Annotated in this window: 14 protein-coding genes; all 14 read left to right on the forward strand. The window is 37.6% G+C overall.

The window, feature by feature from the left end:
• Positions 1 to 222: 222 nt before the first annotated feature.
• The gene (locus RCG22_RS23625; RefSeq protein WP_066257226.1) at positions 223 to 408 is read left to right on the forward strand and encodes a DUF2768 domain-containing protein; all 186 of its coding nucleotides are present in this window, start codon (positions 223 to 225) and stop codon (positions 406 to 408) included.
• A 34-nt stretch (positions 409 to 442) separates the two neighbouring features.
• The gene (locus RCG22_RS23630) at positions 443 to 1,153 is read left to right on the forward strand and encodes a hypothetical protein (protein WP_308104940.1); all 711 of its coding nucleotides are present in this window, start codon (positions 443 to 445) and stop codon (positions 1,151 to 1,153) included.
• A gap of 274 nt (positions 1,154 to 1,427) precedes the next feature.
• Positions 1,428 to 2,906 (forward strand): stage IV sporulation protein A, encoded by a 1,479-nt coding sequence (gene spoIVA, locus RCG22_RS23635; RefSeq protein ID WP_098261644.1) that lies wholly within the window; start codon positions 1,428 to 1,430, stop codon positions 2,904 to 2,906.
• Positions 2,907 to 3,300: 394 nt separating this feature from the next.
• Positions 3,301 to 3,573, forward strand: coding sequence for a non-specific DNA-binding protein Hbs (hbs, locus tag RCG22_RS23640; RefSeq protein ID WP_024030636.1), 273 nt, complete (start codon positions 3,301 to 3,303; stop codon positions 3,571 to 3,573).
• Between the two features lie 154 nt (positions 3,574 to 3,727).
• The gene (gene folE, locus RCG22_RS23645; protein ID WP_066257211.1) at positions 3,728 to 4,294 is read left to right on the forward strand and encodes a GTP cyclohydrolase I FolE; all 567 of its coding nucleotides are present in this window, start codon (positions 3,728 to 3,730) and stop codon (positions 4,292 to 4,294) included.
• Between the two features lie 32 nt (positions 4,295 to 4,326).
• Positions 4,327 to 4,563 (forward strand): trp RNA-binding attenuation protein MtrB, encoded by a 237-nt coding sequence (gene mtrB / locus RCG22_RS23650; protein ID WP_066257208.1) that lies wholly within the window; start codon positions 4,327 to 4,329, stop codon positions 4,561 to 4,563.
• 213 nt (positions 4,564 to 4,776) lie between these two features.
• Positions 4,777 to 5,598, forward strand: coding sequence for a heptaprenyl diphosphate synthase component 1 (locus RCG22_RS23655; protein WP_308104941.1), 822 nt, complete (start codon positions 4,777 to 4,779; stop codon positions 5,596 to 5,598).
• 7 nt (positions 5,599 to 5,605) lie between these two features.
• Positions 5,606 to 6,310 carry a demethylmenaquinone methyltransferase gene (locus RCG22_RS23660; protein ID WP_098261643.1) on the forward strand — a complete coding sequence of 235 codons (705 nt, stop codon included), beginning with the start codon at positions 5,606 to 5,608 and terminating at the stop codon, positions 6,308 to 6,310.
• A 43-nt stretch (positions 6,311 to 6,353) separates the two neighbouring features.
• Complete coding sequence (hepT, locus tag RCG22_RS23665; protein ID WP_308104942.1) at positions 6,354 to 7,316, forward strand: heptaprenyl diphosphate synthase component II; 963 nt, start codon at positions 6,354 to 6,356, stop codon at positions 7,314 to 7,316.
• Between the two features lie 96 nt (positions 7,317 to 7,412).
• Positions 7,413 to 7,859: a nucleoside-diphosphate kinase gene (ndk, locus tag RCG22_RS23670; protein WP_308104943.1), complete on the forward strand. Its 447-nt coding sequence runs from the start codon at positions 7,413 to 7,415 to the stop codon at positions 7,857 to 7,859.
• Positions 7,860 to 8,025: 166 nt separating this feature from the next.
• Positions 8,026 to 9,198 carry a chorismate synthase gene (gene aroC, locus RCG22_RS23675; protein ID WP_308107235.1) on the forward strand — a complete coding sequence of 391 codons (1,173 nt, stop codon included), beginning with the start codon at positions 8,026 to 8,028 and terminating at the stop codon, positions 9,196 to 9,198.
• Positions 9,198 to 10,268, forward strand: coding sequence for a 3-dehydroquinate synthase (aroB, locus tag RCG22_RS23680; RefSeq protein ID WP_098261640.1), 1,071 nt, complete (start codon positions 9,198 to 9,200; stop codon positions 10,266 to 10,268). Before aroC ends, aroB begins: the two co-directional genes overlap by 1 nt.
• 15 nt (positions 10,269 to 10,283) lie before the next feature.
• Positions 10,284 to 10,655 carry a chorismate mutase gene (gene aroH / locus RCG22_RS23685; RefSeq protein WP_308104944.1) on the forward strand — a complete coding sequence of 124 codons (372 nt, stop codon included), beginning with the start codon at positions 10,284 to 10,286 and terminating at the stop codon, positions 10,653 to 10,655.
• A 59-nt stretch (positions 10,656 to 10,714) separates the two neighbouring features.
• Positions 10,715 to 11,803, forward strand: coding sequence for a histidinol-phosphate transaminase (gene hisC / locus RCG22_RS23690; protein WP_308104945.1), 1,089 nt, complete (start codon positions 10,715 to 10,717; stop codon positions 11,801 to 11,803).
• The last annotated feature ends 13 nt before the right edge of the window (positions 11,804 to 11,816 follow it).

Consider the following 11,816-nt stretch of genomic DNA (forward strand, 5'->3'; position numbering starts at 1 on the left):
ACCTATTGTGTGTAGATTGCATACAATGCAACGAAGCAACCTGGTAGTATGACACTGGAGTATGGGGTAATTAGTCTTTAAAGCTGAAGTAAAGAATTCGCCCCTCTTTACTTCAGTTTTTTTTTGGTGTATATAGGATGATGAACGTTTTTTAGTTTAAAATTTTTCTAGAAAAGTAATAGCTTGTGATATAATTAATTTTCGAAAAAGGGGGAGTTTAGTGTGTCGCCAGCTATGTTTAAAATGTGGGTATCGATTGCCGGCATGGGATTTATGTTCCTTGCCATCATGACAATTTATTTTAGCAGATATAAGTTAAAAGGAATCTTCCGTATTATTACCGCAATTATCGCTTACTTATTAATGATTGTTTCAGGACTAACGCTACTAATTGTTTTCTTAACATAATGGGGTTAAATACATAAATAAAAAAGGTGATTGAATGAAGTGGAATGTACTTGGTAGTTTTCTGGCATTAACTGCTATTTTACTTGCAGGATGCATGTATCCCGAAAAGGAATTAACAAAGAATCAAGTCCCTTATCAGGATCAAATCCAAGCTGTTCAAACAGCTGTAGATTCTTTTAGAGAGGATAATGGCGGGATCCTTCCGATAAAAACAAAAGAAGCTGAAACGCCCATTTATCAGAAGTATCCGATTGAATTTAAAAAAATTACGCCAAAATATATGGCTGAACCCCCCGGAAATGCATTTGAAAATGGGGGTATCTTTCAATATGTGCTCGTCGATGTTGAGACCAGACCTACTGTAAAATTGTTTGATTTAAGAATAACTGATACGATTCGTGATATTAAATTACGAATAAAGACAAAAGGGTATCCCCCTTATAAAAAACAACTAGCTAAAAATGTTTTTTCACTTGATTTTAAACAACTGGGGTTTGAAAAAGCCCCATATATTGTCAGTCCTTTTTCAAATCAAAATTTATCCTTTGTTATAACAGGCAGTGCAGAGGTATATGTTGATTATCGTCCCGACTTATATCAGAAACTTAAGGAGAAAAAGATTAAAATTAAGCCCGGCGAAGATATTCGTACCTATTTGGTTAATGAATCTATGTTTGTACCAGCCTACTCATTGCCATATACCTGGGATCCTAAGACCAATGAACCAGTTTTTTTAGAAGAATAAATAGTCATAACCCTTATCCTAAGAAATATATTGTAGGAGAAGGGTTTTTTTTTGCTATATCTATAAACGTTAAACATATATTGAAACCCTCCATAATACAAAATGTTCAGACACTACAGATACAAGCGAACCTATTGAATTTTTTAATAAGGGGGTAAAAAACTTTTAGAAAAGTGTCATAACATTATAGGACAACGTCATAAACATATACTGTCCAAAAATACCTAAAATGGATGTTTAATCCCACTTTACTCTATGATCGGGAGGGGATCACTTGGAAAAGGTTGATATTTTTAAAGATATTGCCGAAAGAACAGGCGGTGATATTTATTTAGGCGTAGTAGGAGCAGTTAGGACTGGGAAATCTACATTTATTAAAAAATTTATGGAGCTTGTGGTTTTACCGAATATAAACAGTGAAGCAGAGAGATCGCGGGCACTAGATGAACTTCCGCAAAGCGCAGCTGGAAAAACGATAATGACCACAGAACCGAAATTCGTGCCTAATCAAGCGGCAACGGTTCATGTCGATGACGGATTAAATGTCAATATCCGGCTAGTTGATTGTGTGGGTTACACTGTCCCTGGTGCTAAAGGATATGAAGATGAAAATGGGCCAAGAATGATTACGACCCCTTGGTATGAGGAGCCGATTCCTTTCCATGAAGCTGCGGAAATTGGCACAAGGAAAGTCATTCAGGAACATTCTACAATTGGTGTGGTAGTTACAACAGATGGAACAATCGGAGAGATTCCAAGAAGTAATTATATTGAGGCAGAAGAACGAGTGATTAACGAACTAAAGGAAGTTGGCAAACCGTTTATCATGGTTGTAAACAGTGCCCAGCCTTACCATCCAAGCACTGAAACGCTAAGGTCTAGTTTAGCAGAGAAATATGATATCCCGGTAATTGCGATGAGTGTTGAAAGTATGCGCGACAGTGATGTTTTGAATGTCCTGCGTGAAGCGCTTTATGAATTCCCGGTGCTTGAAGTTAATGTGAATTTGCCAAGCTGGGTAATGGTTCTTAGAGAAAACCATTGGCTGCGTGAAAGCTACCAAGAAGCTGTCAAGGAAACTGTAAAAGATATCAAGAGATTAAGAGATGTTGATCGAGTTGTCCAACATTTTAGTGAGTTTGAATTCATTGAAAGAGCAGGATTAGCAGGAATTGAAATGGGTTCAGGCGTTGCTGAGATTGATTTAATTGCCCCGGATGAATTGTATGATGATATTTTAAAAGAAATTGTTGGGGTAGAAATTCGTGGGAAAGATCATTTGCTCGAATTAATGCAAGATTTTGCCCATGCCAAAGCAGAGTATGATCACATTGCGGATGCCTTAAAAATGGTGAAACAAACAGGTTATGGAATTGCCTCTCCAACACTTTCTGATATGAGCCTAGAAGAGCCGGAAATTATTCGTCAAGGTGCCCGGTTTGGTGTAAGGCTGCGGGCCGTAGCTCCATCGATTCATATGATTAAAGTGGATGTTGAATCAGAATTCGCTCCAATTATTGGTACGGAAAAGCAAAGTGAGGAGCTAGTAAGATACTTAATGCAGGATTTTGAGGATGATCCGTTATCCATTTGGAACTCTGATATCTTCGGGCGTTCATTAAGCTCTATCGTCCGTGAAGGAATCCAAGCAAAGCTTTCCTTAATGCCGGAAAATGCAAGATATAAACTGAAAGAAACGTTAGAGAGAATTATCAACGAAGGCTCAGGCGGTTTAATTGCCATTATCCTATAGGCTATGGACTCCTTATCGGGGTCTTTTTTTTGTTGTTAATAGGAGTCATACCAATGGTTACTAAGCCCTTAGATGTGAGAAAGTACCAAAAAGGGTCAAATTAAGTAGAATTATGATGAACAAAAGAAAAGATTACCATTATTTCATGAAATCTTCTTGATATGCTGAATTGATTATGATAATCTTTTAACGTGATTACATTATAGCGTTTGAACCCTTATTTCATAAGGTTTTTTTCTAAAAAAATAGATTCTAGTTACCAATTTAGGTATTTATAGTTACTTTGGTAATAAAACCGCGCTATGACGTATAGAAATTAGAAAAATTGTTTAGAAATGTAGATAAGTAATCTTATTTGCGAATCTTGATAATTCTTTGGGAGGAGGTGAATGGCATGAACAAGACAGAACTTATTAATGCAGTTGCTGAAGCAAGCGAACTTTCAAAAAAGGACGCTACTAAAGCAGTTGATGCTGTTTTTGATGCGATTTTAGATGCTTTGAAAAATGGTGATAAAGTACAACTAATCGGTTTTGGAAACTTTGAAGTACGTGAGCGCGCAGCTCGTAAAGGTCGTAATCCTCAAACAGGTGAGGAAATCGAAATCGCTGCTAGCAAAGTTCCAGCTTTTAAACCAGGTAAAGCACTTAAAGATGCAGTAAAATAATTACATAAATTTATTGCTATAAGCGAGTGCTTAAGCAAAAAGGTCATGGCTTTAGTCCATGGCCTTTTTTCTACTTTTTTTGCTTGAACTAAAAAGATTGTGCTAATATGTATTTGTCATCTATTCTTGACAGAACATTAGGGGGAATCTAACTATGTCACAAGTGAATCGTGCCCAAATTGAAGAAGCGGTACGTTTAATATTAGAAGCAATCGGAGAAAACCCAAACCGTGAAGGCTTGCTTGATACACCTAAACGGGTAGCAAAAATGTATGAGGAAGTTTTTAGCGGATTAAACGAGGATCCGAAGAAGCATTTTGAAACAATATTTAGTGAAGATCACGAAGAATTAGTATTGGTTAAAGATATCCCGTTCTATTCCATGTGTGAACACCATCTCGTGCCTTTCTTTGGTAAAGCACATGTAGCGTATATTCCCAAAAATGGCCGGGTTACAGGTTTAAGCAAATTAGCACGAGCTGTAGAAGCAGTTGCAAAGAGACCACAACTCCAGGAACGGATTACATCAACGATTGCTGACAGTATGATGGAAAAGTTAGAGCCACACGGAGTGATGGTGGTGGTCGAGGCAGAACATATGTGTATGACCATGCGCGGTGTAAAAAAACCTGGCTCTAAAACCGTAACAACTGCAGTCCGCGGCGTTCTTGCTGATGATGCTATTTCTCGATCAGAGGTACTTTCTTTAATAAAATATTAGCCAATTTTTCTTAAAGCAACTGAGGTGATTAAATGGAAAAACGTAATACTGCAAATAGTGAATATATCGTAATAAAAGCAAATGATGATGGTGTCAGCGTGATCGGCTTAACTAGAGGATCAGATACAAAATTTCACCATTCAGAGAAGTTGGATAAAGGAGAAGTGCTAATTGCTCAATTTACTGAGCATACTTCTGCAATAAAAATCAGGGGAAACGCAAAAATTCTTACTCAACTTGGTGAAGTAGAAAGTGAATTGAAAAAATAAGTTTATCAGTTCCAACCACATTGTTTTCATCTTATTTCATATGAGCATTAGTGATTATTTTGTGAATTTCTGCCTAAAGAAAACCTTTTATGATATAATGGTGACTGCCTTGTTTTTAAAGAATGATTAGGATTTTCTTTATTAAAAGGTATGAATTTTACTATGCAAATAGGAAATAAGAATACATAAAGACATTACTTCGGGGAAGCAAGGGTGATTAAATTGCTGGACATTCGACAAAAATTCACAAATATTAGAGAGCAGGTCGAAAAAAGAGTTTGTGACCCATACTTGCTTAAATATATTGAAATTCCGATTATTGATGAAGATAAACTGCTTATTCTTGTCTCAATAATGGACCGCCTCGAATTGTCATACAGTGATATGCAGAACTACGCCTTATCAACGATGCTAATTCAAATCGCCCTTGATACTCATGAACATATATCAAATGCATCGGTAGAGGAAAAAAATCGACAATTAACTGTTCTAGCTGGTGATTATTTTAGTGGATTATATTATAAGCTTCTAGCAGATTCGGAAGAAATAAAGATGATCAAGGTACTTTCTAGAGGAATTAAAGAGGTTAATGAAAACAAAATTTCTGTCTATCAAAAAGAGATTCAAGAGATTGAAGAACTTATGACAAGGATTGGGCTCATTGAAAGTTCCTTACTTGCCCATCTCTCCGAATATTTCAAAGTAGATTTATGGAATGATTTTATAGGAAACCTGCTTTTATTTAAACGTTTACTCCATGAAAAGAGTCAATTTATACAAACAGGCAGTTCGGTTTTATTCGAGGCCCTGAAATCAATTATTTTCCCAATCAATAATAATAAAGTGATTGAGTTGTCAAAGGAACAGCAAAGTCACTTATTTCTGTGTTGCGACCAATATCTCGAAAGGTCAAAAAAGGTTATCGAAAAGGGGATAGTGCAGTTGCCCTATTTGAATGAATTACTTGAAAGTAGGATTCTTTCAATCTTAAGCCAATACCAGCCAAATGCAAAAACTTTTGTGGAAGAAGGGTAATAACAACATGCAGGAATCGAAAGAACAGCGAGTTCACCATGTGTTTGAAAAGATATCTGATAACTACGATAAAATGAATTCTGTTATCAGCTTTCAACAGCATATCAAGTGGCGAAAAGACACGATGAAAAAAATGAATGTACAGCCAGGTTCAAAAGCTCTCGATGTTTGCTGTGGTACTGCTGATTGGACAATCGCCTTAGCTGAGGCAGTCGGTCCAACAGGTGAAGTTACTGGGTTGGACTTTAGCCAAAATATGCTCAATGTTGGCATTGAAAAGGTTAAAGACCTAGGCTTAAACCAGGTTAAATTAATACATGGTAACGCCATGGAACTCCCTTTTCCAGATAATAGTTTTGATTATGTCACAATTGGCTTTGGTTTAAGGAATGTCCCGGATTATCTTCAAGTATTAAAAGAAATGCACCGTGTAGTAAAGCCGGGTGGAATCGCAGTATGTTTAGAAACATCACAACCTACACTTATTGGCTATAAACAGCTCTATTATTTTTATTTTCGTTTTATTATGCCGATGTTTGGTAAATTGCTTGCAAAGAGCTATCGTGAATATGCTTGGCTCCATGAGTCCGCTCGTGACTTTCCGGGAATGAGGGAGTTAGCTAAGATGTTTGAGCAAGCCGGCTTCAAAGATGTGAAATACAGGCCATACAGCGGCGGTGCTGCAGCTGTTCATATTGGTAAAAAGAACTAATTAATGGAACTTGAAGACAGGATGAAAAGCTGGGTGAATTCAAATGAAATTAAAAATGATGTATTCATTTTTAAATTCGGATATTAACTTGATAGAAAAAAAGTTAGAAGAGACAATAGAGGCAGATTCCCTTCTCCTAAGGAAAGCGTCTATGCATACATTACAAGCCGGCGGAAAAAGAATTCGTCCTGTATTTGTTTTGCTTGCAGGTAAATTTGGTAATTATGATATACATGTGATGAAGAATGTAGCCGTGGCACTTGAATTAATTCATATGGCCTCACTTGTCCATGATGATGTGATAGACGATGCTGATCTTCGCCGTGGTCAACCGACAGTGAAATCGAAATGGGATAACAAGATTGCTATGTACACCGGTGATTTTGTTTTTGCTCTTGCGATTGAATTGATGACTAATATCGGAAACCCGCTTGCCCATAAAATTTTAGCAAATACAATTGTTGAAGTTTCAGTAGGCGAAATCCAACAAATTAAAGATAAATACCGCTTTAATCAAAATCTTCGGGACTATCTGCGGAGAATTAAAAGAAAAACCGCCCTATTAATTGCCGTTAGCTGCCAATTAGGAGCGATAGCTGCAGATGTTGAAGAGTCCATTCATAAAAAACTTTATCGATTCGGTTATTACGTCGGCATGTCTTATCAAATAATTGATGATATTTTAGATTTTACTTCAACTGAGAAGGAACTAGGGAAGCCTGCGGGTGGAGATTTATTGCAGGGAAATGTAACCGCCCCAGCCCTTTATGCGATGGAAAATAATGTTATCCGGAAAGAAATTGAAAAGGTCCATGAGAAAATGGAACCTGCTGAAGTAACAAAGATTATTTCGTTAATTAAACAATCAGGAGCAATAGAAAAGTCATTCACACTGAGCGATCTTTATCTGCAAAAAGCTTTAGCGGAATTAAATGGGTTACCAGGGAATAAAGCAAAAAAGACACTCAATGATATTGCAAAAGTAATTGGAAGAAGAAAATTCTAAACAACTTGTTAAATATTCAAAAAAATGATAATATTTTTCATGAATTGATTCTAAACAATCAATATACATAATTATTAATTTTTAGGAGTGGAATTCATGGAAAAAACATTTTTAATGGTAAAGCCAGATGGAGTACAGCGTAACCTTATTGGTGAAATCGTTTCACGTTTTGAAAGAAAGGGCTTTCAATTGGTCGGGGCAAAATTAATGAACATTCAAAGCGAACTTGCTGAAGAACATTATGGTGAGCACAAGGAACGTCCATTCTTCGGTGAATTAGTCGATTTCATCACTTCTGGTCCAGTTTTTGCAATGGTCTGGCAAGGTGAGAATGTCATCGCTACTGCCCGTCAAATGATGGGTGCTACCAATCCAAAGGATGCAGCTTCAGGTACAATTCGCGGTGATTTCGGATTAACTGTTGGTAAAAATGTTATTCACGGCTCCGATTCACCTGCAAGTGCAGAACGTGAAATTGGCTTATTTTTTAAAGATTCTGGTGTGGTAGAGTACAACAAATTAGTTAACGAATGGATTTATTAATCCTACTAAAGCGAGGCACTTGTATAGCAATTATACAAGTGCCTTTTTATATTGTTATCAAAAATATAACTCTATTTTCTGAATAGTTATACTATGTTTATTTTGTTCAATATGGTATATTGATAAAAAAATTCTTTAATGAGTTGAAGGGGGAAAGAGTATGGGAATGAGATACCTAACAGCAGGAGAATCCCATGGACCGCAATTAACAACAATAGTAGAAGGTCTCCCTGCTGGAATGCCATTATTATTAGAAGATATAAATAATGAATTATCCAGAAGACAAAAAGGGTATGGACGCGGAAGAAGAATGCAAATTGAAAAGGATACAGCCCAAATCGTTTCGGGAGTCCGGCACGGTTACACACTTGGCTCTCCCATTGCGTTAGTCGTACATAACAATGACTGGAAGCACTGGACCAATATTATGGGAGCAGAGCCCCTAGAGGAAGGCCAGGAGGATGAGGTTAAACGTAAGGTAACTCGTGCTCGTCCAGGTCATGCTGATCTAAATGGAGCAATTAAATATGGGCACAGGGATATGAGAAACGTCCTTGAGCGCTCTTCTGCCCGCGAAACAACTGTAAGAGTCGCTGCAGGTGCTATTGCCAAGCAGCTTTTATCATTAGTAGGCGTTGAACTAGTTGCCCATGTCGTTGAAATAGGCGGAATTAAAGCGAATGTCGATCCCTCCATTTCTTTTGAAGCATTAAAAGACATGACAGAGAATTCGCCTGTTCGATGTGCTGACCCAACTGTGGAAGAGGATATGAAGGCTGCCATTGATGAAGCGAAGAAAAATGGGGATTCGATTGGCGGTGTTGTGGAAGTGATTGCCATGGGTATGCCTGTTGGTGTTGGTAGTTACGTTCACTATGATCGTAAATTGGATGGAAAATTAGCAGCCGCTATAATGAGCATAAATGCGTTTAAAGGGGTAGAAATCGGCATTGGATTTGAAGCTGCAAGGAAGCCGGGGAGCGAAGTTCATGATGAGATAGCCTGGGATCAGGAAAAAGGTTACTATCGCAAGAGCAATCGACTTGGTGGCTTTGAAGGTGGTATGACGACAGGTATGCCGATTGTTATCAGAGGTGTGATGAAACCAATTCCAACCTTATATAAACCTTTAATGAGCGTAGATATTGAGTCTAAAGAGCCTTTTGCTGCGAGCGTTGAACGCTCAGACAGTTGTGCTGTCCCTGCTGCTGCGGTGGTTGCCGAGCATGCGGTTGCTTGGGAACTAGCAAATGCTTTGATTGAACAATTTTACAGCGACCGTTTTGAGGCTTTTGCTGATGAAATAAAAAGGCAGAGAGAATATGCGAGGGAGTTTTAATGGAAACCATTCATATCCAAACAGAGTCAAAAAACTATAATGTCTTTGTGGGGGAGGGGGTACGTAAAGAACTGGGCACTTTTTTGGTCAATCATTTTTCGGGTCTAACCAGAATATTAATTATTACAGATGAAACAGTTGCTAAACTACATTTGGAAAAATTGTTGATAGAACTTAAATCATTTGACCCCGTAATCTTTACTGCTCCTAGTGGCGAAAAAGCAAAAACCTTTGAGGTTTATTATGCTGCTCTTTCAACTGCGCTTGAAAACCGACTGGATCGGAAATCTGTCATTCTCTCTTTTGGAGGTGGTGCGGTTGGGGATTTGTCAGGATTTGTCGCAGCCTCCTTCATGAGAGGGATACCATTTATACAAGTCCCAACAACCATTTTAGCTCATGATAGTGCCGTTGGCGGAAAGGTAGCAATTAATCATCCGCTTGGGAAAAATATGATCGGAGCTTTCCATCAACCTGAAGCAGTCTTTTATGATTTAGAATTCTTAAAAACACTTCCCGCACATGAAATTCGTTCGGGATTTGCTGAGGTTATTAAACATGCACTTATTGATGATTCCGATTTTTTTGATTGGCTGAAAAACAATGTGGAAGACCTTCAAACCTTACCAATGGAGCTGTTATCTGAGTCCTTAATAAGAGGGATAAAGGTCAAGGGGAAAATTGTTGGTCAGGATGAAAAAGAAACAGGAATTCGAGCATACTTGAACTTAGGACATACGTTAGGTCATGCCATTGAATCAGAAATGGGTTATGGTAACTTTACTCATGGTGAAGCAGTTATGATAGGTATGATATTTGCTTTAAAAGTTAGTAAACAATTACTTGGGCTTTCTTTCAATATAGAAGAATTTATCGATTGGATCGAAGGACTTGGGTATGAATCGAAAATACCTGACAATCTAGTTTATGAAAAGTTAATCAATAAAATGAAGCAGGATAAAAAATCTGTTCAACACTCGATTCGATTCGTATTACTAGAACAATTAGGGCTACCAATCCTAAAGGAAGTATCGGAACCAGTTTTATTAGACCAGTTAAATAGTTTTTAAAAGGGGGGCTTATTCTTGATTAGAGGGATGAGGGGAGCAATCACAGTTAATCAGAACACCGAGGAAGAAATTGTCACTGCCACAGAAGAACTGCTGAAAAAAATAATCGAAGAAAATCAGATTCAACCAGATTTAGTTGCCTCCGTTTTCATTTCGACAACCGAGGACATTAATGCGGTATTCCCAGCGAGAGCATTGCGTAAATTTGAGGGCTGGACCTACGTTCCCGTCATGTGTATGCAGGAAATACCTGTCCCTAATTCTTTAACCATGTGTGTTAGAATCATGATGCATGTAAATACTGCAAAGTCTCAAGATGAAATTAACCATGTATATTTAAAAGGGGCTCAGGTCCTTAGACCTGACCTCCGCAATAGTTTAACGTAATGTGAGATTCATTTTTGAATGAATGTTAGTCCAAGATTACAAGAATGGAGAGAATGAGCATGAGATGGAAAGAGCAGTTATTAACGCTGACTCCTTATCAACCAGGGAAATCAATAGAGGCAGTAAAGAAGCAATATAAACTTGACCAAATTGTTAAGCTGGCATCAAATGAAAATCCTTTTGGATGTTCAGAACAGGTGATGACGGCACTTCAATTGAATCAAACAAGTTTGGCTATTTATCCAGATGGATATGCCACTACTTTAAGAGAGACACTTGCCTCATTTTTACAGGTTGACGAGGAAGAATTAATTTTTGGAAATGGTTCAGATAATCTGATCCAAATTATTTCAAGGGCACTCTTACATCCAAATGCTAGTACAGTTATGGCAACGCCTTCCTTTTCACAGTATAAGCATAATGCTGTGATCGAAGGGGCAATTATAAAGGAAGTCCCGCTAATAAATGGAGATCATGATTTAGAAGCAATGTTTGCAGCTATTGATGAACAGACCAATGTTATTTGGCTCTGCAGCCCTAATAACCCTACAGGTACATATATATCAGAAAGTAAATTAATAGCATTTCTAGATAAAGTCCCATCAGATATTCTCGTTGTTTTGGATGAAGCCTACTATGAATATGTTGTCGCTGATGATTACTATGATTCGGTTAAAATAGCTTCAAAATATGAAAATTTAATTGTCTTAAGAACCTTTTCTAAAATATATGGTTTGGCTGCCTTAAGAATCGGATATGGGGTTGCCCATCGTACTATTATTAAAGCGCTGGAGCCTGCGAGGGAACCGTTTAATGTTAACTCATTAGGTCAATTAGCAGCGTCAGCGGCAATAAAGGATCAGAATTTTATCAATATCTGCAAAGAAAAAAATAGGCAGGGTCTTGAACAATTTTATGAATTTTGTCGCCAATATCAACTCGAGTTTTATCCATCTCAAACAAATTTTATATTAATTGATTGTAAAATTGATGGGGATCAGGTTTTCCAATCTTTATTGGAGAAAGGATATATCGTTCGCTCCGGAAAAGCGCTTGGTTTTCCTACAGCTGTAAGAATTACCGTAGGCTCCTTTGAACAAAATGAAGGTGTCCTAAAAGCATTAGGAGAATTTTTAGCACAAAAGTAAAACAGAGTGGTGC

The organism is Neobacillus nitrireducens (genome assembly GCF_030915405.1).
In the GTDB taxonomy this organism is placed as follows: domain Bacteria; phylum Bacillota; class Bacilli; order Bacillales; family Cytobacillaceae; genus Neobacillus.

What these genes read in the sequence shown, in the direction of transcription:
- hepT (WP_308104942.1), top strand. Translation starts at nt 6,354, where the DNA reads ATGAAATTAAAAATGATGTATTCATTTTTAAATTCGGATATTAACTTG.
- RCG22_RS23630 (WP_308104940.1), top strand. Translation starts at nt 443, where the DNA reads ATGAAGTGGAATGTACTTGGTAGTTTTCTGGCATTAACTGCTATTTTA.
- aroC (WP_308107235.1), top strand. Translation starts at nt 8,026, where the DNA reads ATGAGATACCTAACAGCAGGAGAATCCCATGGACCGCAATTAACAACA.
- hbs (WP_024030636.1), top strand. Translation starts at nt 3,301, where the DNA reads ATGAACAAGACAGAACTTATTAATGCAGTTGCTGAAGCAAGCGAACTT.
- aroB (WP_098261640.1), top strand. Translation starts at nt 9,198, where the DNA reads ATGGAAACCATTCATATCCAAACAGAGTCAAAAAACTATAATGTCTTT.
- ndk (WP_308104943.1), top strand. Translation starts at nt 7,413, where the DNA reads ATGGAAAAAACATTTTTAATGGTAAAGCCAGATGGAGTACAGCGTAAC.
- hisC (WP_308104945.1), top strand. Translation starts at nt 10,715, where the DNA reads ATGAGATGGAAAGAGCAGTTATTAACGCTGACTCCTTATCAACCAGGG.
- RCG22_RS23660 (WP_098261643.1), top strand. Translation starts at nt 5,606, where the DNA reads ATGCAGGAATCGAAAGAACAGCGAGTTCACCATGTGTTTGAAAAGATA.
- folE (WP_066257211.1), top strand. Translation starts at nt 3,728, where the DNA reads ATGTCACAAGTGAATCGTGCCCAAATTGAAGAAGCGGTACGTTTAATA.
- mtrB (WP_066257208.1), top strand. Translation starts at nt 4,327, where the DNA reads ATGGAAAAACGTAATACTGCAAATAGTGAATATATCGTAATAAAAGCA.